This is a genomic window from Amycolatopsis sp. CA-161197, from assembly GCF_050942255.1.
GTDB lineage: Bacteria > Actinomycetota > Actinomycetes > Mycobacteriales > Pseudonocardiaceae > Amycolatopsis.
This window is the reverse complement of record NZ_CP192059.1, coordinates 4,172,309-4,197,879: the sequence shown is the minus strand read 5'-3', so window position 1 is coordinate 4,197,879 and position 25,571 is coordinate 4,172,309. Positions and strand designations below refer to the sequence as shown.

General features: G+C 70.2%; 21 protein-coding genes. 11 read left to right on the top strand and 10 right to left on the bottom strand.

Annotated features, from left to right (window positions below):
* Window positions 1-34: 34 nt before the first annotated feature.
* Window positions 35-1,027, bottom strand: coding sequence for a cupin domain-containing protein (locus ACQPXB_RS20070; protein WP_386955527.1), 993 nt, complete (start codon window positions 1,025-1,027; stop codon window positions 35-37).
* A 172-nt stretch (window positions 1,028-1,199) separates the two neighbouring features.
* Here ACQPXB_RS20070 and ACQPXB_RS20065 point away from each other — a divergent pair, with 172 nt between their 5' ends.
* The 7 genes from ACQPXB_RS20065 (at window position 1,200) to ACQPXB_RS20035 (ending at window position 10,853) form a co-directional block, all read left to right on the top strand.
* On the top strand, window positions 1,200-2,189 hold the full coding sequence (locus tag ACQPXB_RS20065; RefSeq protein WP_432854394.1) for a hypothetical protein: 990 nt from the start codon (window positions 1,200-1,202) through the stop codon (window positions 2,187-2,189).
* Window positions 2,190-2,538: 349 nt separating this feature from the next.
* Window positions 2,539-3,630, top strand: a complete 1,092-nt coding sequence (locus ACQPXB_RS20060; protein ID WP_432854391.1) for an ABC transporter substrate-binding protein — start codon at window positions 2,539-2,541, stop codon at window positions 3,628-3,630.
* A gap of 37 nt (window positions 3,631-3,667) precedes the next feature.
* Window positions 3,668-5,443, top strand: coding sequence for an ABC transporter permease (locus tag ACQPXB_RS20055; RefSeq protein WP_366581743.1), 1,776 nt, complete (start codon window positions 3,668-3,670; stop codon window positions 5,441-5,443).
* Window positions 5,444-5,481: 38 nt separating this feature from the next.
* Window positions 5,482-6,573, top strand: coding sequence for an ABC transporter ATP-binding protein (locus ACQPXB_RS20050; RefSeq protein ID WP_366581742.1), 1,092 nt, complete (start codon window positions 5,482-5,484; stop codon window positions 6,571-6,573).
* 22 nt (window positions 6,574-6,595) lie between these two features.
* Window positions 6,596-8,065, top strand: a complete 1,470-nt coding sequence (locus tag ACQPXB_RS20045; protein WP_432854387.1) for a hypothetical protein — start codon at window positions 6,596-6,598, stop codon at window positions 8,063-8,065.
* The gene (locus ACQPXB_RS20040; protein WP_432854384.1) at window positions 8,062-8,868 is read left to right on the top strand and encodes a CbbQ/NirQ/NorQ/GpvN family protein; all 807 of its coding nucleotides are present in this window, start codon (window positions 8,062-8,064) and stop codon (window positions 8,866-8,868) included. The genes ACQPXB_RS20045 and ACQPXB_RS20040 overlap by 4 nt, the downstream gene beginning before the upstream one ends.
* A complete protein-coding gene (locus tag ACQPXB_RS20035; RefSeq protein ID WP_432854382.1) occupies window positions 8,865-10,853 on the top strand; it encodes a nitric oxide reductase activation protein NorD in 1,989 nt (662 codons plus the stop codon). Before ACQPXB_RS20040 ends, ACQPXB_RS20035 begins: the two co-directional genes overlap by 4 nt.
* Window positions 10,854-10,875: 22 nt before the next feature.
* Here ACQPXB_RS20035 and ACQPXB_RS20030 read toward each other — a convergent pair whose 3' ends face one another.
* On the bottom strand, window positions 10,876-13,182 hold the full coding sequence (locus tag ACQPXB_RS20030; protein ID WP_432854379.1) for a protein kinase domain-containing protein: 2,307 nt from the start codon (window positions 13,180-13,182) through the stop codon (window positions 10,876-10,878).
* A 100-nt stretch (window positions 13,183-13,282) separates the two neighbouring features.
* On the bottom strand, window positions 13,283-14,527 hold the full coding sequence (locus tag ACQPXB_RS20025) for an MFS transporter (RefSeq protein WP_366581737.1): 1,245 nt from the start codon (window positions 14,525-14,527) through the stop codon (window positions 13,283-13,285).
* Between the two features lie 97 nt (window positions 14,528-14,624).
* On the opposite strand from ACQPXB_RS20025, the gene ACQPXB_RS20020 reads away from it, so the two are divergent.
* A complete protein-coding gene (locus ACQPXB_RS20020) occupies window positions 14,625-15,695 on the top strand; it encodes a cupin domain-containing protein (protein WP_432854375.1) in 1,071 nt (356 codons plus the stop codon).
* Window positions 15,692-16,570: an AAA family ATPase gene (locus tag ACQPXB_RS20015; protein ID WP_432854372.1), complete on the top strand. Its 879-nt coding sequence runs from the start codon at window positions 15,692-15,694 to the stop codon at window positions 16,568-16,570. The genes ACQPXB_RS20020 and ACQPXB_RS20015 overlap by 4 nt, the downstream gene beginning before the upstream one ends.
* A gap of 63 nt (window positions 16,571-16,633) precedes the next feature.
* Here the strand turns inward: ACQPXB_RS20015 and ACQPXB_RS20010 are convergent, their stop codons facing one another.
* Genes ACQPXB_RS20010 through ACQPXB_RS20000 form a run of 3 tightly spaced genes read right to left on the bottom strand, consistent with a single transcriptional unit; the run spans window position 16,634 to window position 19,376 of the window.
* Entirely contained in the window at window positions 16,634-17,614 is a 981-nt protein-coding gene (locus ACQPXB_RS20010; RefSeq protein ID WP_366581734.1) for an ABC transporter substrate-binding protein, read from the bottom strand.
* A gap of 38 nt (window positions 17,615-17,652) precedes the next feature.
* A complete protein-coding gene (locus ACQPXB_RS20005; protein WP_432854369.1) occupies window positions 17,653-18,507 on the bottom strand; it encodes an ABC transporter permease in 855 nt (284 codons plus the stop codon).
* Window positions 18,504-19,376 (bottom strand): ABC transporter ATP-binding protein, encoded by an 873-nt coding sequence (locus ACQPXB_RS20000; protein WP_366581732.1) that lies wholly within the window; start codon window positions 19,374-19,376, stop codon window positions 18,504-18,506. Before ACQPXB_RS20000 ends, ACQPXB_RS20005 begins: the two co-directional genes overlap by 4 nt.
* A gap of 178 nt (window positions 19,377-19,554) precedes the next feature.
* Here ACQPXB_RS20000 and ACQPXB_RS19995 point away from each other — a divergent pair, with 178 nt between their 5' ends.
* Window positions 19,555-20,289 (top strand): FadR/GntR family transcriptional regulator, encoded by a 735-nt coding sequence (locus ACQPXB_RS19995; RefSeq protein WP_366581731.1) that lies wholly within the window; start codon window positions 19,555-19,557, stop codon window positions 20,287-20,289.
* A gap of 119 nt (window positions 20,290-20,408) precedes the next feature.
* Window positions 20,409-21,653, top strand: coding sequence for an NAD(P)/FAD-dependent oxidoreductase (locus ACQPXB_RS19990; protein ID WP_432854365.1), 1,245 nt, complete (start codon window positions 20,409-20,411; stop codon window positions 21,651-21,653).
* Between the two features lie 2 nt (window positions 21,654-21,655).
* On the opposite strand, the gene ACQPXB_RS19985 is transcribed toward ACQPXB_RS19990, so the two are convergent.
* From ACQPXB_RS19985 to ACQPXB_RS19970, 4 genes are read right to left on the bottom strand one after another with little or no spacing between them, the layout of a single operon-like run.
* On the bottom strand, window positions 21,656-22,642 hold the full coding sequence (locus tag ACQPXB_RS19985) for an ABC transporter substrate-binding protein (RefSeq protein WP_432854362.1): 987 nt from the start codon (window positions 22,640-22,642) through the stop codon (window positions 21,656-21,658).
* 4 nt (window positions 22,643-22,646) lie between these two features.
* Window positions 22,647-23,645: an amidohydrolase family protein gene (locus ACQPXB_RS19980; RefSeq protein WP_432854359.1), complete on the bottom strand. Its 999-nt coding sequence runs from the start codon at window positions 23,643-23,645 to the stop codon at window positions 22,647-22,649.
* Complete coding sequence (locus tag ACQPXB_RS19975; RefSeq protein WP_432854356.1) at window positions 23,642-24,352, bottom strand: 4-carboxy-4-hydroxy-2-oxoadipate aldolase/oxaloacetate decarboxylase; 711 nt, start codon at window positions 24,350-24,352, stop codon at window positions 23,642-23,644. The genes ACQPXB_RS19980 and ACQPXB_RS19975 overlap by 4 nt, the downstream gene beginning before the upstream one ends.
* The gene (locus ACQPXB_RS19970; protein WP_432854353.1) at window positions 24,349-25,494 is read right to left on the bottom strand and encodes a zinc-dependent alcohol dehydrogenase; all 1,146 of its coding nucleotides are present in this window, start codon (window positions 25,492-25,494) and stop codon (window positions 24,349-24,351) included. Before ACQPXB_RS19970 ends, ACQPXB_RS19975 begins: the two co-directional genes overlap by 4 nt.
* Between the last annotated feature and the right edge of the window lie 77 nt (window positions 25,495-25,571).

Below are 25,571 nucleotides of genomic sequence, written 5' to 3'. Positions count from 1 at the left end.
GAGTGCACGAGACAGGCCCCTTCGGACGGACACCTCAGACGGCGCTGGCGGCCTCGGCCAGTTCGCCGGTGTACTCCGGAGCGTTTTCGAAGTAGTGCACCTTGTCGTAACCGAGGTGCTTGAACATGCGGTTCTGCGCGGACAGCAACCGCAGCGGGGTGCCGTCGGCGGCGTAGTGCACGGCGATCGTGTTCTGCGGGACGTAGAGCGTGTCGCCCTTGGTGATCTCGTGCCGGGTCGGCGTCTTCGCGACCCGCGCGTAGTACTTCTCCGCGATCTCCTCCTGGACCTCCCAGTGCAGCGAATAGCCGGAGCCGTCGAGCACGTAGAGGACCTCGTCGGCCATCTTCCAGTGCTTGCCCGAGCGGCTGCCGGCCGGGATGTCGAGCTCGAAGACGTCGACGGAGAACTGGCGCAGGTCCGTCCGATCGGGACTGTTGAGCACGCGGACGCGGCCCATCGGGGTCGTCTCCCAGACCGTGTCCTCCTGGCGCACCACCTTCTTGCGCTCCAGCACGCCGTCGGTCCAGATCCGCGACCAGTCCTCGCGCTCGCCGAACTCGTCCGGCCGCTCGATCGGACCGCCGCGGCCCTGCTGCAGCAGGCCCAGGAACATCCAGGTGCACTTGGCCTTCATGACCAGCGCGACGGCTTTTTCGTCGTACGGGTTGTAGTGCCGGTGCACCGAGTCGGTGTGGACGAAGACCAGTTCGCCGGCCTTCCAGTCGTACCGCTGGTCGTCGTGGATCTCGTAGCCGGCACCTTCGAGGATGTAGAAGGACGCCTCATTCTGGTGTCCGTGTCCCCGGTTGGAGCTGTGCGGCGGCAGCTCGACGAAATGGACCTGCAACGTCTGGGTCAGGAATTCCTCGTCCCCGGGCCCGATCCGCCACCACGTGCGGGACTTCTCCGAGTCGCCGGAGTGGCCGACCTTCGCGTCGTCGACCACCACCGAGTCGTCGCGGACCCGTTCGGCGGCCAGCTGGGCCTGACGGAACTGACCGAGCCCGTAGGTCTCAGAAGTCAAGCCACGTACGAACACGCGTCCCTTCTTGCCCATGCGTTCCTCGCTTTCCCGCGCCTTGGCGCTTTTCGACGGAGGCAGAACATGTTCCTCCCGGACGCCCGGCCCGGGTACGCTCCGAAGTATAGGCCTAACTGTCCTACCAATCCAGAGCCCGACCGTCCGGGAGGCTTCCTTGAGCGACGTCCACCTCAGCATCGCCACGACCGACTACGACCATTTCCGCGACTTCCGCACCGGCGCCGTGCGCGCCCAGGGCATCGACCACACCTGGTCGACGCTGAGCCACCACGAGATCTTCGCGCGGTTCACCGCGAACCGGGAGTGGGACGTCGCCGAGCTGTCCTTCGCCAAGTTCAGCGCCCAGATCACCCGCGACGAGCCGGACATCGTGGGACTGCCCGTCGTCTGCTCGCGACTGTTCCGGTTCGGTTCGTTCTACGTCAACCGCAACAGCGGTATTCGTTCCGTGGAAGACCTGCGCGGCAAGAAGGTCGGCTCGCCCGAGTGGGCCCACTCGGCGGCGGTGTACATGCGGGGCTGGCTGCACAACGACATGGGCGTCAAGCTCGACGAGATCGAGTGGTACCAGGCCGGCGCGAACGCCCCGGGCCGCGTCGAGAAGGTGGAGCTGACGCTGCCACCCGGCGTGCGGCTCACCCGCGTGACCGACCGGTCGCTGTCGGACCTGCTCGCCGCGGGCGAGATCGACTGCGCGATCATCGCGCGGCCCCCGACGTGTTTCCTCGAAGGCCATCCCGACGTCGTACGTCTTTTCCCGGACTACCGCGAAAAGGAACAGGAGTACTTCCGCGACACCGGGATCTGGCCGATCATGCACTTGATCGCGATGCGCCGGCAGATCTTCGACGAGCACCCGTGGGCGGCCCGCAACCTCTACAACGCGTTCCTGGAGTCGAAACAACGCAGCGTCGAACGACTGCTCGACCCCGCCGTCTCGCGTTACCCGCTGCCCTGGCTCGCCACCTACGGCCGCGAGATGCGCGACCTGTTCTCGGGCGACCCGTTCCCGTTCGGCATCGAACCCAACCGCGCCACCTGGGAACAGCTGCTCACCTACGCAGCCCAGCAGGGCATCGCACACCGGCTCGCCACGGCCGACGAGATTTTCCCGGCCGGGATCATGACCGAGGTGGTGGTGTGAACCCGTCGCGGTAATCGGCCATTCGGCCCTACGGTTTCCGCCGGTTTTTGGCAGAATGACTGAACTTCGCCGCTGGGACGCGCCCGTCTGCACGCACCGCACACGGGCCGTCCCGCCCTGCGCTCACCGTCCGAAGTGGATCCGCGCCCCCAGGATTTCGATCGGGACCAGCATCGGGCCCAACGGTTGACAAATGGTCATACCATAGGTCCATACTGCTCGGACCGAACGGCCCGTGGCCTCAGGCACCGGGCCCCTCGGCACCCGAAGCTCCGCGACAGTTCCGCACTCACATCGTGGTGAGCCCGCCTTGTTCCCGGCGGCGGTCCGCTCACCGAAGGGAACCGCAATGCTCAAGAGGCGAAGCACCCGACGGACCGTCTCGGCCGTCCTCGCCGGCGGCCTGGCGTTGACGATGGCCGCCGCGTGCGGCTCCGGCGCGGCCGGCTCCACCGACGCGGCCCAGACGACGGCCGACCAGCGCAACCCCCAGCAGCTCGCCGAGGTCGCGGCGAGAGAAGGCGAGGTGGTCTGGTACACCACGTTCGCCGACGCCGACGTCGCGCCGATCATCGCGTCGTTCAACAAGGTCTACCCGAAGGTCAAGGTCAACGCGCTGCGGCTGAGCGCCGACAAGATCCCGCCCCGCGTGATCACCGAACAGCGCGGCGGCAAGTTCAACGCCGACGTGGTCTCCGGTGACTCCCCGCAGATCGCCCAGCTCCTGCAGGCGGGCGCGCTGCAGCCCTACAAGCCGGTCGACGCCGCGCCGCTGCCCGCCGGGCTCAGCCTCCCCGACGGCTACCAGGGTGTCGTGTACGCCGTCACCACCGTGCTCTCCTGGAACCCGCAGGTGCTCAGCCAGAAGGGCCTGACCGCGCCGAAATCCTGGGAGGACCTCACGAAGCCCCAGTGGCGCGGCCAGTTCTCGATCGACCCCGGCGCGGTCAACTGGTACGACAGCCTCATCGCCGCGATGGGCCACGACAAGGCCCTGGCGCTGCTGAAGGGGCTCGGCGACAACTCGCCGGTGTTCGTCGAGAGCCACACCCAGTCGCTGACCAACGTGCAGGCCGGCGAGCCGCTCGCCGCCGCGACCGCGTACGGCTACAAAGCCTCCAGCCTCAAGAAGAAGACGCCGAACACCCTGGACTTCGTCAACGGCACGCCGTTGCCGGCGTCGCTGAACCTCATCGACGTCGTGAAGAACTCGCCGCACCCCAACGCCGCCCGCCTCTTCGACGACTGGATGGTCTCCAAGGCCGGGCAGCAGGAGATCGTCGACGTCACCAACCACACGTCGGTCCGCCCGGACGTCACCAACGACGCACAGGTGTGGGACGAGACGAAGTGGCCGGCCGCCTGGGGCCACCCGAACCTCTCGCAGGCGGACTACAACAACGAGCTCGCGGAAATGAAGTCGGCTCTGAAAGCGCCGTGACCCCCGACGGCGGACACCGCCGGCGAAAGGACCCCCGATGACCCTGCTGGACACCCGACCCCCCGATCCGGCACCCCACGAGACCGTCCGGCCCGCGAAGACCTCGCGGTCCTGGCGCTCCCTGCTGCAGCCGCGCTACCTCACCCTCGCCGTGGCGGCGATCGCGGTGGCCTACCTCGCGCTGGTGCCGGTCGGCACGATGATCTACGCCAGCCTGCAGACGTCGTTCCTCGGCACCGGCGTTTCGACGTGGACCCTGCGCAACTACGCCACGACCTTCACCGCCGACGGGTTCGGCACGCTGGTGCTCAACTCGTTCCTCTACGCGGGGCTCACCGCGATCGTCTGCACGGTGATCGGGTTCGGGCTCGCGTGGCTGGTCAGCCGGACCAACACCCCGTGCAAGACGTTCGCGCAGCTGGCGGCGCTCGTTCCGCTGATCGTGCCGGGGATCCTCAACACGGTGGCGTGGGCGCTGCTGCTCTCCCCCGAACGCGGGCCGCTCAACGGGGTCCTGCGGTCGGTGGGGCTGCCGGCGTTCAACATCTACTCGATCGCCGGCATGGTGTTCGTGCAGTCCATCCACGTCGCGCCGGTCGCGTTCCTCATGGGCACGGCGGCGTTCAGCTCGATGGACTCCTCGCTGGAGGAGGCCTCGCTCGCGTCGGGCGCCTCTCCCGTGCGCACGTTCCGGGTGATCACGCTGCGGATGGCCCGGCCGGCGATCCTGTCGGCCGCGCTGCTGATGTTCATCCAGACCATCTCGACGTTCGAGGTGCCGCAGCTGATCGGCGTGCCGGGCCACACGTACGTGTTCGTCAGCCGGATCTACAGCGCGCTGCAGGCGTTCCCGGCCGACTACGGCACGGTCGGGGTGATCGGGGTGTTCGTGCTGGTGATCGCGTCGATCGGGCTGGCCCTGTCGCAACGGCTGAGCCGGCGCTCGGCCACGCAGACGATCACCGGCAAGGGGTTCCGCTCGACGGTGCAGGACCTGGGCAAGTGGCGCTGGGCGGGGCTGGCCGTGTTCATCCTGTTCTTCGTCATCGCCGTCGTGCTGCCCCTGGCCATGCTGATCTGGTCCTCGCTGCTGCCGGGTTACGAGCCGCCTTCGCTGAAAGCCTTGGGAGACCTGGGATTCGGCAACTACGCCCAGATCTTCCGGCAGCCGGCCCTGATCGAGTCGGTGCGCAACAGCGTCGTCACGGCGGTGAGCTCGGCGGTGATCGTCACCGCGCTGAGCGCCGTGGTCGCCTACCTCACGGTGAAGACGAAGATGTTCGGCCGCGGGCTGCTCGACGGGCTCGCGACGGTGCCGATCGCCGTGCCCAGCATCGTGATGGGCGTCGGCATCCTTTACTGGTACCTCGCCGCGCCGCTGCCCGTGCACCTCTACGGCACGCTGACCATCCTGGTCGTGGCGTTCGTGACGATCAGCCTGCCGTACGCGATGCGCTACCTCGTGCCCGGCATGGCGCAGATCAAGGACGAGCTCGAAGAGGCGGCCACCGCGAGCGGGGCCTCCTGGCTCCAGACGTTCCGGCGGGTGTTCATCCCGCTTCTCATGCCCTCACTGTTGGCGGCGTTCCTGTACACGATGATCGTCGCGTTCCGCGAGATCTCCGCGGCGATCTTCCTCTACTCCTCGGGGTCGGAGGTCGTGTCCGTGAGCATCTACGACCTCTACTCCAACGGGTCGTACCCGGTGGTCGCCGCGCTCGGCGTGGTGATGGTGCTGTTCCTGACGATCCTCGTCGCCGGTGTCCGCCTGCTCGGGCGCCGCTTCGGGATCCAGGGCGCGAATCAGAGCTGAGCAGACCCGACAACCACCGTAGGAGAAGGGATCCGAAGATGATCAGGCTGACCGGACTGACGAAACGGTTCCCGGGCCGGACCGTGGCCGCGAACGCGGTCGACGGGATCGACCTGGAGATCGCCGAGGGCAAGCTGGTGACCCTGCTGGGGCCCAGCGGCTGCGGGAAAACCACGACCCTGCGGCTCATCGCCGGGCTGGAACGCGCCGACGCCGGGTCGATCGAGCTCGACGGCAAGGTGGTCTCCGATCCGCGCAACGGGGTGTTCGCCGGCGCGCACCGCCGTCCGATCGGGATCGTGTTCCAGTCGTACGCGATCTGGCCGCACATGTCGGTGGTGCAGAACGTGATGTTTCCCTTGCGGGTCAACAAGCCGCGGATCCGCGCCGCGGCGGCGCGCAAGAAGGCGCTGGACGCGCTCGACCTCGTGGGCCTGGCCGACTTCGCCGAACGCCCGGCCCCGGCGCTGTCCGGTGGCCAGCAGCAGCGGGTCGCGCTCGCCCGCGCCCTCGTGCGCGAGCCGAAGGTGCTGCTGCTCGACGAGCCGCTGAGCAACCTCGACGCCGGCCTGCGCGACCGGATGCGCGACGAGATCCGCGCCGTGCAGCAACGGCTCGGCATCACCACGGTGTTCGTCACGCACGACCAGGACGAGGCCCTCGCGGTCTCCGACGACGTGGTGGTGATGAACAGCGGCTCGATCGTCGAACGCGGCCGGCCGCAGGAGATCTACACCCGCCCGCAGCAGGAGTTCACCGCGCGCTTCCTCGGGGTCTCCAACACGCTCACCGGCGTGGTCACCGAGGTGTCGGACGCGGGCGTGTGCGTGCAGGTCGGGCCCGGCCGGCTGGTCTGCCGCGCGGGCTCGGGGCTGAGCGCCGGCGACACCGTGAGCGTGTTCATGCGGCCCGAGAGCTTCGGGTTCTCCCGCAAGCAGCACGACGCCGAAGCCTGGAAGGGCACCGTGGAGTTCAGCATCTACCACGGCGACTGCTGGGACTACTACGTCCGGCTCGGCGACGACGTGCTGAAGGTCCGCGTCTACAAGGAGAAGGTCGGTCTCGCCCACGGCGACCCGATCTTCCTGCAGCCCGAGCCCGAGGACGCGATCGTCCTGCCCGCGCACTGACCCGAGAGGAGCACGGCCGCCGATGAGCGCCCCGTACCCCCTGTCCGCCCAAGCCCCCGGTGTCCCCGCCCCGCTGCCCGGGTTCGATTACCCCGCACCGCGGTTCCCGGATTACCTGCTGCAGGAGCGCACCGACGACCTCGAGGAGCTGATGCCGCTCGCGCGGGCCCACGTGCGGCGCCGGTACGGCCGGTCCGCGCTCGGCGACGTCCGGCCCGGCGACGAGCTGCTCATCGTCACGTTCCCGCACCAGCACGAGCTCGTGTTCCAGGCCATCCGTGAGGCCCTGCTGGAGATCGGCGTCGCGAAGGTCGACCGCATCGACGTGACCGACCTCGGCATGGAGGTGAAGTCCTACAGCGCGGCCGAGGGGTGGCGGGAGATCACCGACCGGCTGCCGCCGATGATCGAGGAGGGCATCGAGTTCAACGTCGCCGCGGCGGCGCTGAAGCGGTTCCTCGACGACCGCCCCGGCTACACCGGCGTCTACGCGGGCGAAGCCGGGCGCTCACACTGGAAACGCGCCGCCGGCAAGCGGATCCGGAACAACTGGGTGTACTCGACCTACGAGGACTTCATCTCCCGCGCCAACGGCATCCCCGACGAGATCTGGCGGACCGTGGACCTCATGGTGGTCGACGCGTTCCGCGACGCCGCCGAGGTCCGCATCACGAGTCCCGAAGGGACGGACCTCGGCTGGCAGGTGAGCGAGCAGCAGGCGGAGCTGTGGCCCAAGGGCGCCTACATCTCCGGGCACATCCTCGGCTCGACGATCCAGGGCATCCGGTTCGGCCACCCGGCGGAGACCTTCCTGCGTGAGGCGAAGACGCTGATGCCCACGCTCAACGGCGTGATCGGCGGGACGAGCAACCACACGGGCTACTTCCCGCACGCGTCGGTGACCATCGAGTCGGGGATGATCACGAAGATCGAGGGCGGCGGCCGCTACGGCGAGCTCTGGCGCGAGGTCGTGGAACGCTACCGGGACACGCACTACCCCGGCTTCCCCTACCCGGGCTGGGCGTACTTCAACGACGCGTCGATCGGCACCAACCCCAAGAGCTACCGCCAGATCGAAACCCTGTGGAACTACAACGACTCCTGGACGAACCTGCCCGAGCGCGCCCAGGCCGGTGTGATCCACTTCGGCTTCGGCGCCGAGCACTGGGACCAGACCTTCCTCTCCTACGCCAAGGAGAACAAGCTGCCGACGATGCACTTCCCGCACGTGCACAACCTGTTCGCCACCTACGAGATCCGGCGGCGCAGCACCGGCGAGTGGGTCAAGCTGATCGACAAGGGCCGGATCACCGCACTCGACTCCGAGCGCGTGGTGCGGCTCGCCAGCAGCCTCGGCGGCACGCACCACCTGGAGTACGACTGGATTCCCGCGGTGCCGGGCATCAACTACCCCGGGGACTACCACCGGGACTACGCACCCGACCCGGTGTCGTGGATCCGCCGCGAGCAGAACGGGGAGTTCGCCCGGTGACCGCGCCCTTCTACCTGCCGGCCGGCGATGAGGTCGACCTCTTCCGCGCGGCCTACGACCAGCGCATCCCGGTGCTGCTCAAGGGACCCACCGGCTGCGGCAAGACCCGGTTCGTCGAGTACATGGCTTGGGAGATCGCGAAACAGCGCACCGGGCCGCCGCCGGACGAGCCGCTGGTGACCATCACCTGTCACGACGACCTCACCGCCGCCGACCTCGTCGGCCGGTACCTGCTCTCGGCCGAGGGCACGACGTGGCTCGACGGGCCGTTGACGCGGGCCTCGCGCACGGGCGCGATCTGCTACCTCGACGAGGTGGTCGAGGCTCGCAAGGACACCACCGTGGTGCTGCACTCGCTGACCGACCACCGGCGGACGCTGCCGCTGGAGCGGCTCGGCACCACCGTGGCGGCGCACCCGGACTTCCTGCTCGTCGTGTCGTACAACCCGGGCTACCAGGTCACGAGCAAGGATCTCAAGCCGAGCACGCGGCAGCGGTTCCTCGCCATCGAGTTCGGCTACCCGGACCCCGATCTGGAGGCCGAGATCATCGCGCACGAAGCCGGGGTGCCCGCCGACGTGGCCGAGGCGCTGGCCGCGCTCGGCGCCCGGATCCGCAACCTCGACGCCGCCGATCTCGTCGACGGCCCGAGCACCCGGCTGCTCGTCCACGCCGGCGCGCTGATCGGCCGCGGCGTCGCACCGCGGCGCGCGTGCGATCTCGCGCTCGTGCTGGCCACCAGCGACGACCGGGACGTGCAGGACGCCGTCCGGCAGGTGACGCACGCCGTGTTCGCGGCATGACGGCGACGCTCGCGCACCTGACCGAACTGACCGGCTCGCTCTCGCTGTACTACCGGGCGTTGTGCGGGCGCGGCTGCGAACTGGTGCCCTACGACGACGAAACCGAGCTCCGCCAGCGGCCCGACACCGCGACGACCGTGCGGCTCCCGTCGCACGTGCACTCGGGACCGTCGTGGTACCAGGTGGCGCTGACGCACCGGGCGCTGCACCACGAGCTCGGCACGTTCGAGCTCGACCTCGCCCGGCCGGAGCCGTTCTTCCGGCGGCTGCGCCCGGCCGGCCTGCGCGGCGGGCTCGACCGCTTCGCCGGCCTGTTCGGCCGGACGGCGCTCGCGGTCGAGGTGTTCACCGTGCTCGAAGACCTGCGAGTGGACGCCGCGGCCCTGCGGCTGTTCCCCGGTCTGGCCCCGGTCTACGAACGGGTCCGCGCCGATGAGCTGGTGACGCGGCCGGATCCGGCCGAGCTGCCGGCCCGCTCCGCGGCGGCCGAAGCGCTCGTGCGGCTGAGCCTCGGCGCCACCTCGATCCGGCTGCCGCTCTCACTGCACCCGGCGGTCACCCGGATGGCCGCCGTGGCGCGAGTGCTGACCGACCGGGCGTCCACTGTGGAATCGACGGCCGAGGCGGCGATCCGGTGCTACGGCGTGCTGGCGCGGCTGCCCAACCTCGCACCGGCGACGGGCACGGGCATGGCGGTCGCGTTCACCGAGTCCGAAGTGGACGACGGGTTCACGCTGCCGGGTCAGGAGTTCCGGCTCGAAGGCGACGAGGTGTTCGACGTCCGGTTCGCGCCCGTGCGCTACCGCGACGTGCCCGGTCCCCGGTACCTCGGGTTGTCGGCTTCCGGCATGCCGCTCACGGAGGCGATCCTACGGATGACCGGCGAGGAAGCGCAGGCGGCCGACGAGTTCACCGAACGCTCGCTGGCGGCCGAGAGCGGACAGGTCGACGTCACGACGGTCGAGCGGCCGCCGGAGCCACTGCCGCACGACCACGGCCCCGACCTGGACGACCACCACCACGGGGGAACCGGCCCCGTCCACGCGAACGGACGGCACGAGTTCACCTACCCGGAGTGGGACCACCGCGCCGGGAAGTACCTGACCGACTGGTGCCTGGTCCGCGAGAAGCGGCCCCGTTCGGGGCGCAGCGGCCGGGCGCACCGCGACGCCCTCAAGCGCAACCGCGCGCTGCTGCCCGCGCTGACCGCTCAGCTGGAACGCATGGCGCCGCTCGGACGCCGCCGGCGCACCCGGCTGCGCCACGGCGACGACCTCGACCTCGACGCCTGCGTCGAGGCGATGGCCGACCTGCGGATCGGCCGGACGCCGGGCGAAGCCGTGTACAGCGCGCTCGAACCGGTGGCCCGCGAAGTGGCCGTCGCGTTCGCGCTGGACCTCAGCTCGTCGACGGCCGAACGCCTGCCCGAGCGCGACGACGGGATCCGCCGGATCCTCGACCTGGAGCGGGAATCGGTCGCGTTGCTCCTCGAAGCGGTGGAGCGGGTCGGCGACACCTACGGCATCTACGGCTTCTCCGGCACCGGCCGCGAGGACGTCGTCGTCTCGGTCGTGAAGTCCCTCGACGAGCGCCGCACCCCGGCGACCCTGCGCCGGCTCGACGGGCTCGTGCCGCAGCACACCACCCGGATGGGCCCGGCCATCCGCCACCTCACCCGCCGGCTCGCCGCGCACGGCGCGCTCTCGAAACTGCTCGTGCTCGTTTCCGACGGCCGCCCGTTCGACCTCGACTACGGGCAGCAGTACGGCGAGGACGCCGTGCTCGGCTACGCGCTCGCCGACACCACGCGCGCGCTCGCCGAAGCCCGGCGCGCCGGCGTCCGCCCGTACCTCATCACCGTCGACCCGGCGGGCGGCGACTACCTGCGGACGATGTGCGACCCCGACGAGTACCACGTGATCGCCGATCCGCGTGACCTGCCGGTGGCCCTCGCCCGGCTGTACGTCACCGCCCGGCGCGCGTAGCGGGAATCAGTGCCGCCGGGAATCAGTGCGGCCGGGAGAGGTCGCCCGGCCGGAACCCTTCCACCGTCGAGCTGACGAGCCCGTCGAACTGGTCCTTGTCCTCCCGCGGGTAGACCCAGCGCAACGCGGCCATCGACGCGGATCCCGTGAACCCGCGTTCGTAGAAGATCTTGCCGTCGCCCTGGTAGCCGGAAACCGAGTACCGGTCACCCTCGACCTTCTGGTAGGTCACCTGCCCGCCGTCCGCTTCCACCGCGGCGACCGCGCCGGCCATCGCCTGGGCCGCGGACTGGGTCGAGTTGGCGCCCCAGACCGTCAGCGTCGCGTCGGCGTCGGAGCTGCTGAACGTCATCCCTTCCCCGTTCGGCGGGGCGTACGGGGTGGCGAGGTAGCTCTCGGAAATCAGCGCGGTGAACCCGAACCGCGGGTTCGTGTACGTCGGCCCCTGCGCGGACTGGCCAAGAGAGGGCGTCGTCGGCGCCGGGGAGACCGAGGTCGAAGGCGGCGGCGACGCGGGAGGCGACGAGGCGGGCGCCGGTTTGCCGAGCATCGTCAGGAACTTCGGCAGCAGCAGGTCGCCGATCCCGTTGTAGGGCAGGGTCACGGTCTCTTTCCCGGACGCCGTGTCGCAGCCGAGGTCGTACCACTGGATCTCGAACTCGGCGCCGGTCGCGGTGAACCCGATGGCCGCGCCCGGTACATGGTCGGTGCCCGAGCCCCGGTCGGCCGCGTCGATGGTGACCTTCTCCCCCGCTCCGTCGATCGTGGGGACCCGGCAGAACCCGTTTTTCGTGACCGGCTCGAGCCGCTGGGTCAGCGTCCGCATCCCGGCCGCGGTCAGCACCTCGGGCCGGAACATGTCCTTCGGGCCGAGCAGCTGTCCCGTGCCGAGGTCGACGTTCACCGTCTCGGGGAACCGCCAGGTCGTGTGCGACAGCACGTCCGAATCCAGATCGTGGTCGTACCGCACGGAAAGCAGGCTCGGCGTCCGCAGCAGGATCCGCGCCGTCGTGTGCGCCGCGGCCGTGTCCCCGCGCTCCTGGAACATCTCGCGATTGCCGGCCACCCCGTCGCGGATCGCCTTCAGCCGCTTGTCGACCGGGGCCCGCAACGCGTCGTTGATCCGTTGCCGGACGGCGGGATCCGGGCCGCCGGACACCTGGGGGAACTGGAGGTCGTAGGTGACGGGCAGCGCCGGATCCCGCCCCGACGTGGTCTGGAGGCCGACGGTGAGCGCCGCCGCCTGCGCGGGCGGATCGTCGTGGTTGGCGAAGATCGCCACTCCCCCGGCGACGAGCGCGCCGACGACCAGCACCGCCGCGGCGATCTTGCCGGCGATCACCGCGGTCGCGCCCACTCCGGAACCAGTGGCCGGCACTCCGCCGCCGACCCCACCCGCGATCCCGGCCGCCGTGCCGGCGCCGACCGGTGCGGCGGCCGTCCCGGCGGTGGCCAGGAGCGCCAACGGCGTCAGCGCCGTGAGCGCGGCGGCCGAGGCGGCCAGCCGCTTCCAGCCGCGCTTCTCCCAGTTCTTCCCGTAGGCCTTGCGCGCCACGGTTTCCAGCTCGCTCACGAACGCGTGCGCCGTGGCCGGCCGCCACGCCGGGTCCTTGGCCATCCCCCGCGCGATCAGGGGACGCAACGCCTCGGGCACCGCGTCCACGGGCACGGGCGCCGCCTGGTGCAGCGAGCGCAGCCCTTCGGTCGTGTCCGCCCGGAACGGCACCTGGCCGGTCACGCACTGATAGAACACGCAGGTCGCCGCGTACACGTCGGTGGCCGGCATTCCGGGCTGCCCGGACCACTGCTCCGGCGCCATGTACGACGGTGAGCCGGCCGTCAGCCCGTTGTGACCGTCCAAAGTGGCGAGTCCGAAGTCGACCAGCTTCGACTCGCCTTCCCGGGACACCAGCACGTTTCCCGGTTTGTAGTCCCGGTGGACCACCCCGGCCGCGTGGGCGTCGGCGAGGCCCAGCAGCGAGCCCTTCAGGATGGCCAGCGCCGACTCGGGGGCGAGCACGTTCTCCGCCGCCAGCAGCGCGCGCAGCGACACCCCGGGCACGGCCTCCATGACCAGCGCGGCGCCGTCCGGCGTCTCCACGAAGTCGAAGAGCCGGACCACGTGCGCGCTCCGGACGCCGGACAGCAGCCACGCCTCGCGCCGGAAGCCGTCCGCGATCCGCGCGTCGGCGAGGTATTCCGCGCGCAGGTACTTGATCGCCGCCATCCGCCCCGACGCGTCGTGCTTGGCCAGCACGACCCGCCCGAAGCCGCCGGTGCCGAGCACGTCGACCTCGGTAAACCCGGGCACGTGCCAGGTGTCGACCATTCCCCGCCCCCTCCGCGAATCGCGGAGGACATCAGACCACGACCGGCGGTCCGGCACTACCGGAATGTGGCATTCAGTGCGAAACCGTCACACTCGCGGGTCATGCCGGCTCGGGTTCCTCCGCGCGGGCGGCGGCGTACCTGCGCACCGGGTTCGCCCGGCCGAAGTGCCCGACGGCGAAGGCCGCGGTCGCGAGCCCTCCGATCATGAGCGCGAGCACGGGACCGATCGCCGCCGCGACGCCCCCGATCACGGTGTCGCCCAGGGCCGGGCCGCCGCGTGAGGCCATCTGGTAGATCGCGGAAACCCGCCCGCGCAGCGCATCCGGCGTCTCGAGCTGCACCGCCGCCTGCCGGATCGTCGTGGCCATCGCGTCGAACGCGCCGAGCAACAGGCAGGCGACCAGCGCGACCACGAGCCCGGCGGCCCAGGCGAGCAGGACGGCGCTCAGGCCGTAGGCGATCGTCGACGCGAGGAGGACCTTGCCGAGCCGCTTGCTGCGGTCGACGACTCGGAAAACCGTGTACGTCGCGATGAGCGCCCCTGCCGACGGTGCCGCCGAGAGCAGCCCGTACGCCGTGGCTCCCAGGTGGAACCGGTCGATCGCCAGGGAGGGCAGAAGAACCCGGTAACCCGCGAAGACGGTCGCCACCAGGTCGAGCAGCACCATCTGCCACACGATCCGTCTCCCCAGGACGAACCGGACCCCCTCCGCGAGCTGCTCCCGCAGCGTGATGTGCTCGCCCGCCCCGGGCAGGTGCGGAATCCGCAGCAGCGCCAAGGTGATCATCAGCAGCAGGTAGGTCACCGCGTCGACGGCGTACATCAGGCCCGGCCCGCTGACGGCGATGAGCACCCCGGAGAGTGCAGGGCCGAGGAGCACGGCGAGCTCCCGGGACGGGTTGAGCAACGCGAAGGCCTGCGGCAGCTGGGCCCGCGGGACCAGGGCCGGGATCAGGGCTTGGCGCGCGGGCTGGTCGAAACTGGCGGCCGCGGTGGTGAGCACGACGGAGCCGACCACCTGCACGACGTCGGCGTGGCCGGTGAAGCTCGTCGCCGCGAGCGCGAGCGCCACGACCATGGCCACGGCTTGCGACCACTGGAGGAGCTTGCGCCGGTCCACCCGGTCCGCGTAGACGCCGGCCAAAGGGCTGAGCACCACGAGCGCCACGACCTGGGCGGCACCGACCAGCCCGGTCTGCGCCACCGAGCCGGAGAGTTCGTAGACCTGGTAGAGGTTGGCCGCGATAGTTCCCCGGCTGCCGATCTGCGAGAGGACGACACCGCCCCAGTAGAAGTCGAAGTCGCGGTTGCGCAAGACCTCGGCGACCTTCATGACCGCCATATTGCCTGATGGTATGACCAAAAGTCCATGCTTGCCGCCGCGCGCCCGGCGGACCACAATGCGAAAGGTAAAATGGTCCGCCCAATCAGGAGGCTCGGTGTCGACGAAGACCACGACGAAGACCACCCACTACCACCAGCAGAAAGCCCGGCGGGCGAAGTTCCTCGAGGACTGGCGTGACAACCACCGCACGGTCATCCGGAGCGAGGCCGTCACCCTCCAGCCGACCGCGCGGGGCATGCGCACCGGCGTCTACATGGGCGAGGACGGCGACAACCCGACGCGCTCCATCGACGCCCTCGTGCACGAGGTCGACCACGGCGTGGTCACCACGATCCACCGGCACTCCTGGGACGCCATGGTGCTGGGCGTCGGCGGCCGCGGCTGGATCGAGATCGACGGCGAACGGGTGGCCGTCGCCCCCGGCGACTCGGCCCACATCCCGGCGTGGGCGTGGCACCGCTCGGGCAACGACGGGGACGAGACGTTCCGCTACCTCACGTTCTCCAGCGAGCCGCTGCTCGCCACGATGGGCATGTCGATCCTCGACGACCGCGGTCACGAACCGGTCGAGAACCTCCCGGGCCGGCCCGACTTCAGCGCACCCGACGTGCCGGGAGACGACGCGTACGCCCGGCGCCTGCGCCGGCTCGGCAAAGAGCAGCAGAAGCGGCGCAGCGGCCGGCTCCACACCGACTGGGACGAGCTCGAACTGCTCAACACCCCGCGCGGCACCCGCACGACCTTCCTCCTCGACCGTGCCATCGGGTACCAGGCTTCCGGCATCACGATGGCGATGTTCGAGATCGGCCAGGGCCGGCAGCAGTCGATGCACCGCCACGCCGGCGAGGCCTGGCTGTACGTGCTGGAAGGCGAAGGCCACTCCTACCTCGGCACCGAGCCGGAGGGCGGAGAGAACCACCCGTGGAAGAAGGGCGACCTGATCGTGGTCGACCACTTCCTGTGGCACCAGCACTTCAACGACTCGAAGGAGAACACCGCGCGGGTCGTGCGCATCCACATGTTCGACAGCCTGCTGGAGACGATGCGGGCGCTGATGGATCCCGCGGTGCTCTTCGAAGAGCCGCCGGACCACATCCGCGACGCCCAGGCCGGCGACGTCAACACGGTCGTGTGGCCCGCCCTCGACCGGCCGTCCTGGCCGTGAGCGAGCGGACGCTCCCGCCCGGAGTCGTCGGACTGCACGCGCTGCCCTCGGACCACCACGACGGGCCGTGGGACTCGATGATCGTGCCGGCGGGCACCAAGGAGAGGCTGCTCGGCACCGCACTGCTCGTCCTGCGGCAGGGCCGGTTGCTCAGCGGACTCTCCGGCGCGCCGCACGGCCTGATCGTGCTGGCCGGTCCCCCGGGTACGGGAAAAACGACGCTCGCGCAGGGACTCGCGCAGGCCGCCGCACGGAAGATGGCCCCGCGCGGCGCCACCACGCTCGTCGAGGTCGACCCGCACGCGTTCCCGAGCGACATGCTCGGCGAAAGCCAGCGGGCCGTCTCGCGGCTGTTCCTCGACACCCTGCCGGAGATCGCCGCGCGGCGACCGCACACCGTGGTGCTGATCGACGAGGTCGAGGCACTCGCCGTGCGCCGAAGCTCGGCGTCGTTCGAAACCAACCCGGTCGACGTGCACCGCGCGACGGACGCCGTGCTGTCCGGTCTCGACCAGCTGCGCGCGCAGTGCCCGCACCTGGTTCTCGTGGCCACGACCAACTTCGTCGACGCGGTCGACGAGGCCGTGCTCTCGCGGGCCGACCTGGTCATGACCACCACGCTGCCCGATGACGAGGTCGTCGAGCGGATCGTGGCGTCCTCGCTGACCGAGCTGGCCGAGCAGTGGCCCGGACTGGCGCCGCTCGCCCGGGACGCCGACCTCCGCGCGGAGCTGGCCAAGGGCCTGCGGGGCCTCGACGGCCGGCGGGTGCGCAAGTCGATCCTCGCGGCGCTCACGGTGCGCACCGAGGTCGCCCTCGACCCGAACCTGCTCACCGCCGACGACCTGCGCCACGCGACGCAGCTCGAAGCCTGAGGTTCTCCGACGGACGCGCGGTGCCGGGTCGGGCGACCGACCCGGCACCGCGCGTTTCCCGTACTACTTGGCCCCGAAGGCCTTGTCCACAAAGGACGAGTCGATGAGCGACGCGAGATCGACGTTGTCGACCCCGTTCACCGAGCCTTCGAGGGATTGCTGCGAAGACTTGAGCTGGTCCACCGTCGCCACGGGCGGGTCGGTGAGGACCTCACCCGCGTAGTACTTCCAGGTCGCGTCGAGCGCGCGCTGGTCGGTGACCCCGAGGTGCGCGCCCAGGATCTTCGTCGAGTACGCCTCGTCGGAACGCTCGCGGTCGAAGCCCTTCTTGAGGCCCGCCATGAACTTCCCGACGACGTCCGGGTGGTCCTTGAGGTACTCGGACGTGCTGGAGATGCCCACGTTGATGTTGGGGATCTTCTCCTTCGCCATGTCGATCACCATGTGCAGGCCCGCGTCCTCGAACTTGAGGCTGGCCGGCGGGTGCGTGGCGGAGGCGTCGATGGTCTTGGCCAGCAGCGCGTTGTTGACGTTCGTCACCGAGCCCAGCGGCACCAGGTTCACGTCACCGGGGTTGATGCCCAGCTTCTTCAACGCCTGCAAGGTGCCGATGTACTGGGACCCGCTCTTCGTGGTGTAGCCGATCTTCTTGCCCTTCAGCTGAGCGGCGGTCGGCACGTTCGCGTAGATCTGGTACGGGAGCACCGGGGTGAGCGCGGCCAGCACCTTCACGTCGCCACCGGCCGCGGTGCCGGCCACGATCTGCGAGCCGCCCATCGAGGCGAGCTGCGTCTGGCCCGCGATGAGCGCCGGGTACCCCTGGTTGCTGTCGAGCTTGATGAGCTTGACGTCGAGCCCTTGCTCCTTGAAGTAGCCGGCTTCCGACGCGATCCACAGGGGCAGCTCGTCTGCGACCTCTTCGCTGTAGCTGACCGTGATGACGCCACCGGCTCCGGCGTCCGACGAACCACCGCAGGCGGCCAGCGTCGAGGCCGCCAGCGCCACGGAAAGGGCGACGCCGAAGGCGCCAGACTTGAACTTCATTGTTCTGTCCTTCTGGGAATGGGCGGGGACGGGAAACGTCAGTCGCTCAGGCGCCACGCGGCGTAGTGGTTCTCCACCCGGCGCAGCAAAGCCGTGAGGATCACGCCGGCCGCGGCGAAGATGAACAAGCCGGCGAAGACGGTGGCGGTCTGGAACTGCTGGCCGGCGGTGTTCATCGTCATGCCGACACCGTGCTGCGCGCCGCTGAGCTCGGCCACGAAGACACCGATCAGCGCCTGGCCCACGGCGAGCCGCATCCCGCTGGCGATGAACGGGACGGTGCCGGGCAGGGCGACGGTGCGGAACAGCTGGAGGTCGCTCGCCCCGAAGCAGCGCGCCACGCGCACGGTTCCCTGTTCGAGCGACTGGACGCCCTGCGCGGTGTTGATGAGCACCGGGAACAGCGCCATGAGGAAGACGATCGCGATCTTCGAGGAGCTGCCGATGCCGAGCCAGATGATCAGCAGGGGCGTCAAGGCGATGCGCGGCGTGGCGTAGAGGAAGTTGACGAAGGGGTTGAGCGCCCAGGCGATGCGCTTGTACCAGCCGATCAGCAGCCCCACCGGCAACCCGATCACCACCGCCAGCGCGAGGCCGGCGAGCAGTTCCTGGGCGCTGGTCCACAGGTCGATCCAGATCTGGCCGCCCTGGATCATCGCCCCGAAGGCGTCGATCACGTCGACCGGCCCGGGCAGGATCAGCTGCGGCTGGATCCGCAGCAGCGCGACGATCTCCCACGCGACCAGCACGACGACGACGGCGCCGATGCCGAACAAGCGCTGCTGGCTGAGCCACGACGGCAGCCGGCGACGGGCCGGCCGGCCCGCGCGAAGGCTCCGGGCCGGGCGGGATGCCACCCGCGAGGTCTGCCTCGGCGAAGACGTGACGCTCATCGGGCTCCCTCCCCGGCACCGGCTTTGGCGCCGTAGAGCACGTCGGCGATCTCGTCCCGCAGCTGCGCGAACTCCCGCGTCCGCCGGATCTCGTGTGAACGCGGACGCGGCCACGGCACCGTGATCTCCTTGACGATGCGGCCGGGCCGCGGGCTGAACACGCACACCCGGTCGGCGAGGAACGCGGCTTCGGTGATGTCGTGGGTGACGAACAGAGCCGTCACGTCGCGGGCGGCGCACACCCGCAGCAGCTCGACCTGGAGCACCTCGCGGGTCTGCGCGTCGATCGCGGCGAACGGCTCGTCGAGCAGGAGGATCTCCGGTTCGACCGCGAGCGCTCGGGCGAGGTTGACCCTGGCCTGCATGCCGCCGGAGAGCTGCGCCGGGTACTGCTGGCCCACGCCGGCCAGCCCGACCAGCTCCAGCAGCTCGTCGGCGCGCTGCTTGGCCGCCGGCTTCTTGACCTTCTTCGTGAGCTCGAGGCCGTAGCTGACGTTCGCCTGAACGGTCCGCCACGGCAGCAGGTTCGCGTGCTGGAACACCATCGCCCGGTCGGGTCCCGGACCGGGGATCGGCCGCCCGTCGAGCTCCAGATCGCCCTCGGCGAGCTCGACGAACCCGGCGACCGCGTTGAGCAACGTGGTCTTGCCGCAGCCGGAAGGCCCGACGAGGCAGACGAAATCGCCCCGCTCCAAGCTCAGATCACACTGCTCGACGGCCGTCGTCACCTCTTTCGACCCAGGCTTGGCGTAGTCGATGGCGACACCCCGGGCCTCGAGGTGTGCGATCCCGCCCGTGGCTCCCACATCGATGTGCGCAGCATCACGGCCTGCCGTTCTGGACAGTGCCGGCTTGTCTCGGCTCAGCATGGAGGGGAGCGTAGGACTAATTGTCAGTCCAAAGCAATGGTCCAACTGAGTTTTCTGACCAGGTCGTGACCGGCCGGAGCAGCGCCGACACCCCTGACCAGGCCTGGTGCCGTAAGGTCAGACCATTGACTGTTAAACTACGGTGCATTTCCGGCATCGACCATGACGAGGTGGAGACATGGCTGCAACAGGGCGCGGCGAGAAGGACGACCTCTTCAGCCGCGTGAGCACCTCGCGGGTGTCCCAGGTCATCGTGGACCAGATCAAGGTACTCATCCGCGACGGTTCCCTCACCCCCGGCGACCGGCTGCCGAGCGAGCGCGATCTGTGCCAGCGCTTCGGCGTGAGCCGGGTGACCGTGCGAGAAGCGCTTCGCGTGCTGGAGGCCACCGGGCTCGTCACCATCAAGGTGGGCGCCCACGGCGGCGCCTTCCTGACCGCGCCGAGCACGGACCGCGTCGGCGAGGGCCTGGCCGATCTCCTGTCGATGTCCGTGCTCACCGCGGGCGAGGTGACCGAGGCGCGCAAGATCGTCGAGATCGGGGCCCTCCCCCTGATCGTCGAGCGGGCGACCGAAGAGGACATCGACGCGCTGTTCAAGCTCGTCGAGGAGGGGCAGCACGCCGTCGACGAGGACCGGTACACAGTGGACATCTCCGCGCGATTCCACATCCGCCTCGCCGAATGCGCCCACAACACCGCGCTGACGATGCTGATCCAGAGCTTCCACGGCCCGCTCCTGATGTCCCTGCGGGAGGCCCGGGAGCAGGCGCCGATCATGGGCGCACGCGGGACCGGCGAGCACCGCGAGCTCGCCGAGGCCATCCGCGAGCGCGACCTCGCCGCCGCCCAGCGGATCATGAGCGAACACATCGCCCGGACCGCGCAACGCGTGTCGCACGAGGTCGAGTAGCACCCGAAAACCCCGCACCAGCGTCGGAAACACCTCTCGCACTGGACGCTGCCTTCCGCTAAGGTCTAATGGACTAGCCAACGGCGGTTTCTCGTCAACAGAGTCAGGGTGGTGACGGCATGGCGGTGAAGGGAAACGGCACCCTGGTGGTGGGCGCGAGCCAGGCGGGCGTGGAGCTGGCCGCCTCGCTGCGCAAGCTGGGCGACCCGGGACCGATCACCTTGCTGGGCGGGGAAACCCGGCTGCCCTACCAGCGGCCCCCGCTGTCCAAGGCGTTCCTCAAGGGGGAACTGCCCGAGGAGCGGCTGGTGCTGCGGGGCGCGGACTTCTACGAGGCGCAGCGGATCGAGCTCGTCCGAGGCGAGTGGATCGACGCGATCACCCTCACCGATCCCGAGCGCGGTGGCGGTTTCGCGGTCACGCGGTCCGGGCGGACCGTGGACTTCGATCGCCTCGCCCTGGCCACCGGAGGCACCCCGCGCCGCCTGGGCGTTCCGGGCGCCGACCTCGCCGGCGTCCACTACCTGCGCGACGTCGACGACGCGATGGCGCTCCGCCACGACCTCGCGTCGGCCCGCGACGTCGTGGTCGTCGGCGGGGGCTTCGTGGGGCTCGAGGCCGCCGCGGCCGCCACCGCCGCGGGCCAGAACGTCACCGTGGTCGAGGCGGCCGACCGGTTGCTCGCGCGTGCCGTCGCGCCGCAGATGTCGGGCTTCTACCTCGCCGCGCACCGCCGGCGCGGCACCGAAGTCGTGCTCTCGACCGGGGTGACCGAGCTCCTCGGCCGCGACCGGGTGACCGGCGTCGGGCTCTCCGACGGCCGCACCCTCCCCGCCGACGTCGTGGTCGTCGGGATCGGCCTGGTCCCCCACACCGAGCTCGCGGAACAGCTCGGGCTCGTGTGCGCCGGCGGGATCCTCGTCGACGAGTCCGCCCGCACCAGCACCCCCAGCGTGGTCGCCGCGGGCGACTGCACGATCGTCGCGCACCCCGACCACGGCACCCTCCGCCTCGAGTCCGTACCCAACGCCATCGCGCAGGCGAAAACGGCGGCCGCGACCCTGCTCGGCCTCGCCGCTCCCGCCACCGGGATCCCGTGGTTCTGGTCCGACCAGGCCGATCTGAAACTCCAGATCGCGGGGGTCAGCAGCGGCTACGACGAGACCGTGCTGCGCGGCGACCCCGGCAGTGAACGGTTCTCGCTCTTCTACTACCGCGGCGGACGTCTCATCGCGATCGACGCGGTGAACGCGCCCCGCGACTACATGGCGGTGCGCAAGCTCCTCGAGGCCGGCCGCACCGTCCCGCCGCACGTGGCGGCCGACACCGAGGTGGCGCTGAAGGAGCTCCTGCGCGCCGCGTGAGGTCAGATGACGAAGGACTCCGTCGACTCGGGCGCGAACAGCTCTTCCGCGGTGCGCAGGCGAGCCGAGAGCCCCTGCTCGTGGTGGTAGCGGAGGAACACGTCGAGCACGTGCCGGTTGGCGTCCAGCCCGTAGGACCAGTAGTCGGGGCCGAGCAGGCCCCGCGCGTCCTCCAGGTGCTGGTTGAGCCACGGCTCCATGAACCGCAGTGCCGAGGCGTCGTAGATCCGGGCGTACGCCTCGTTCTTGGCCGCTGTGAGCGCCTTGGTCAGGGACTGCGCGACCCACGGGTGCCGCTCGTGGACTTCGCGGCGCAGGACGACCACGTGCATGATCGGGAAGATCCCGGTGGCCGCGTAGTAGTCCTTCTCCGCCGCGACGGTGTCGGGGAAGAGCCGGGCGACGCGACCGTCGCCGGCGACGAACGAGCTCGGGATCCGCGGGCTCTGCAGCGCGTCGATCTCGCCGGTGGCCAGCATCTCGGAAAGCGTCCGGTCCGCCGGGATCGGCTGGACGTCGAAGCGGGTCGACACGGCACCCTTTTCGATCCGCCCCGGCGTTTCCTGGCCACCCGTGAGGTAGGTGACGGAGTCGAGCGGCACGTCGTACGCGTCGGCGAGGATGCCGCGGATCCAGACACTCGCGGTCAGCTGGAACTCCGGCGTCCCGATGCGCTTGCCGCGAAGGTCGGCCGGTTTCTCGATGCCCGCCGCGGTGTTGACGAAGACTCCGCCGTGGCGGAACATCCGCGACGTGAACACCGGCAGCGCGACGAACGGCGCCGGGTCGCGGTCGAGTGAGGCGACGTAGGTCGACAGCGACATCTCCGAGGCGTCGAACTCGCCGTGGCGCAGCATGCGGAAGAAGGTCTCCTCGACCGGGAGCCGCAGGTACGTCAGGTCGATGCCGTCGGGCCGGATCGACCCGTCCTCGAGGGCGCGCGTGCGGTCGTAGTCGCCGCACGCGAACGTGATGGGCAGCCGGCTCATCGGATCACCTTCCTGTGGCGGCGAGCCGCCGGTCGAGCCGGGGGTAGACCCGGCGGGCGTTGTTCTCGTACACCGCGGCCAGGTCCTCACCGGTGAGGCCGGCGCGGTCGACGTACTGCTTCGTGTCGTCCCAGGCGATGCCGGTTTCCGGGTCCGCCCCGCGGACCGCGCCGAGCATCTCGGACGCGAAGAGCACGTTGTTCGCGGGCAGGACGCCGAGCAGAAGGTCGATGCCGGGCTGGTGGTAGACGCACGTGTCGAAGAAGACGTTCGGCAGCAGTTCGGCCGGGTCCGGCCAGCCGTTGCGCATCGCCAGGCCCCGGTAGCGGCCCCAGTGGTAGGGCACCGCGCCTCCGCCGTGCGGGATCACCAGGCGCAGACCGGGAAACCGGTCGAAGAGCTTCGCCTCGAGCAGCTGGGTGAAGACGCTGGTGTCGGCGTTGAGGTAGTGCGCGCCGAGCGTGTGGTGGTTCGGGTTGCACGCCGTCGAGACGTGCACCATCGCGGGTACGTCGAGCTCGGCCAGGACCTCGTACACGCCGAACCACGACTCGTCGGTGATCGGCTTGCCCGCCCAGGTGCCGGACGGGTCCGGATTGAGGTTGACGCCCACGAAACCGAGTTCTTCGACGGTCCGGCGGATCTCGGCCGTGACGCCGCCGAGGTTGCCTGCGGGCGTCTGCGGAAGCTGCGCGACCGGGGCGAAGTGCTCGGGGTACAGCTCGGCGACCCGGTGCACGAGATCGTTGGACGCGCGCGCCCAGGCGTTCGCCACGCCGGTGTCCTCGACGTGGTGCTCCATGCCGGATGCCTTGGGAGAGAACAGCATCAGGTCACCGCCGCGCTCCCGCAGGACCCGCAGCTGGTTCCCCTCGACACTTTCGCGCAGTTCGTCGTCGGACACCGGCGCCAGTTTCGCCGACGCGCCGTCCAGCTGGGCGTCGCGGAACTGTTTCAACGCCGGCGGAGCGGTCGTGTAGTGCCCGTGGATGTCGATGATCACCGGTCGCGCACCTCTTTGAGGTACTCGTCGTGCTCCACGTACCGCAGGCCTTTGCGCGCCAGGCGCTCGCGCATCGAGTTGACGTCGAGGCCGAGCTCGCCCTCGGCGTAGCGGGCCCGCAGGCGTGCTTCCTTGCCCTCCCGCGCCGTCGCGGCGGCGAGGACCTCATCCGCGTCGGCCCGGCGCACGACCACCACGCCGTCGTCGTCGGCGACGACCACGTCACCCGGCTCGACCAGCCGGCCACCGCAGACGACGGGGGTGTTCACCGAGCCGAGCGTTTCCTTGACCGTGCCCTCGGCCGAAACGGCGCGGGACCAGACGGGGAACGGCAGCGCGCGCAGCTCGGCGATGTCGCGGCAACCGGCGTCGATGACCAGGCCCCGCACCCCGCGTGCCTTGAGCGAGGTCGCCAGCAGCTCGCCGAAGTAGCCCGCGTCCGAGGGCGACGTCGGCGCGACCACCACCACGTCACCGGGCCGGCACTGTTCCACGGCCACGTGGATCATCCAGTTGTCGCCCGGCGCCACGCTCACCGTCACGGCCGTGCCCGCCACGTGCGCACCCGGGTAGATCGGGTTGAGCGCCGCGGCCATCAGCCCGGTGCGGCCCTGGGCTTCGTGCAGGGTGGCGACCCCGAACCGGCCCAGGCCGTCACGCGTCTCCGGGCCGGTTCGGGGCGGATTGGTGACGACGATCCCGCTCATCGCACGACCGCCCCGCCGGCCTGGCCGACCAGGGAGGGCATCAGGGAGATGTGGATCGCGTCCTCGTCGGTCTCGCCGGCGAGCACGCGGATCGCGTGGTCGACCTGGTCGATGCCGTAGCGGTGCGTCGCCAGCTTCTCCAGCGGGAAGCGGCGCGAGGCGAGCTGGTCCACGGCGAGCTCGCAGGCGCGGAACGAGTGCCCGCGCGCGGACTTGATCGTGATCGCCTTCTCGGTGACCTTCTTGACCGGGAAGTCCGGGAACGCCGCCAGCTCGCCCTGGATGAGGAGCGTGCCTTCGCGGCGCTTCAGGACGTCGACACCGAGCAGGACCGGCGCGGTGCCGGCCCGCGAGGTGCAGTCGAGCACGATGTCGACGCCGCGGCCGCCGGTGAGGTCCATGACCTTCTCGCGGGGGTCCTCGGTGAGCACGTCGATGACCTCGTCGGCGCCGAGTTCCTTGGCCAGGTCGAAGCGGTGCTTGTCGCGGGTGGTGCCGGAGACCAGGATCTTGGCGGCACCCGCGGTCTTGGCGGCGACCAGCTGAGAAAGGCCCTGCTGGCCCGGGCCCTGGATCAGCACGGTGTCGGCGTACCCGACGCCGGCGGTGAGCAGCGCCCACTCGATGCCGTTGGACAGCGGCATGACCATGCCGGCGAGCTCGGGCGTGACCGTGTCGGGGACCTTGTGCAGCACGGAGTTCCACGGCAGGTACATGTATTCGCTGAACCCGCCCCACAGCGTGCCCGGGTTTTCCGCGGAGGTGTAGCCGAAGCGCCGGCCGTCGGGGTTGGTCCGCCAGTCCGTCGCCTCGCAGTGCCGGTACTCCCCGAGCCGGCACCACTCGCAGTTGAAGCAGCCGACGTAGTGCTCGACGAACACCCGGTCGCCCTCTTCGAGCCCGTGGCGGCGCTTGAACCGCGGCCCGGCCTGCGCGATGACGCCGACGTTCTCGTGACCCATGATCACCCGGCCCCGGATCACGGCGGGCGGGTCGGCGTACATCTTCACGTCCGTCCCGCAGATCCCCGCGACCTCCACCTGCAGCAGAGCGGAGTCGTCGTCGATCGCCGGAAGTTCGAACTCCTGCATCTCGGTCGTGCCCGGCGCGACGCGGACGGCCGCCTGCACAGTCTGGACCATCGGATCTCCCTCTTTGGCAGAATGGACAGCCCAATATACCATCGGCAGCAGCACTCTCACCGGGTAACTCCGCGACC

Coding starts and splice junctions, on each gene's coding strand:
- ACQPXB_RS20060 (WP_432854391.1), top strand. CDS start 2,539: ATGCTCAAGAGGCGAAGCACCCGACGGACCGTCTCGGCCGTCCTCGCC.
- ACQPXB_RS20055 (WP_366581743.1), top strand. CDS start 3,668: ATGACCCTGCTGGACACCCGACCCCCCGATCCGGCACCCCACGAGACC.
- ACQPXB_RS20050 (WP_366581742.1), top strand. CDS start 5,482: ATGATCAGGCTGACCGGACTGACGAAACGGTTCCCGGGCCGGACCGTG.
- ACQPXB_RS20045 (WP_432854387.1), top strand. CDS start 6,596: ATGAGCGCCCCGTACCCCCTGTCCGCCCAAGCCCCCGGTGTCCCCGCC.
- ACQPXB_RS20035 (WP_432854382.1), top strand. CDS start 8,865: ATGACGGCGACGCTCGCGCACCTGACCGAACTGACCGGCTCGCTCTCG.
- ACQPXB_RS20030 (WP_432854379.1), bottom strand. CDS start 13,182: ATGGTCGACACCTGGCACGTGCCCGGGTTTACCGAGGTCGACGTGCTC.
- ACQPXB_RS20025 (WP_366581737.1), bottom strand. CDS start 14,527: ATGGCGGTCATGAAGGTCGCCGAGGTCTTGCGCAACCGCGACTTCGAC.
- ACQPXB_RS20010 (WP_366581734.1), bottom strand. CDS start 17,614: ATGAAGTTCAAGTCTGGCGCCTTCGGCGTCGCCCTTTCCGTGGCGCTG.
- ACQPXB_RS20005 (WP_432854369.1), bottom strand. CDS start 18,507: ATGAGCGTCACGTCTTCGCCGAGGCAGACCTCGCGGGTGGCATCCCGC.
- ACQPXB_RS20000 (WP_366581732.1), bottom strand. CDS start 19,376: ATGCTGAGCCGAGACAAGCCGGCACTGTCCAGAACGGCAGGCCGTGAT.
- ACQPXB_RS19995 (WP_366581731.1), top strand. CDS start 19,555: ATGGCTGCAACAGGGCGCGGCGAGAAGGACGACCTCTTCAGCCGCGTG.
- ACQPXB_RS19990 (WP_432854365.1), top strand. CDS start 20,409: ATGGCGGTGAAGGGAAACGGCACCCTGGTGGTGGGCGCGAGCCAGGCG.
- ACQPXB_RS19985 (WP_432854362.1), bottom strand. CDS start 22,642: ATGAGCCGGCTGCCCATCACGTTCGCGTGCGGCGACTACGACCGCACG.
- ACQPXB_RS19975 (WP_432854356.1), bottom strand. CDS start 24,352: ATGAGCGGGATCGTCGTCACCAATCCGCCCCGAACCGGCCCGGAGACG.
- ACQPXB_RS19970 (WP_432854353.1), bottom strand. CDS start 25,494: ATGGTCCAGACTGTGCAGGCGGCCGTCCGCGTCGCGCCGGGCACGACC.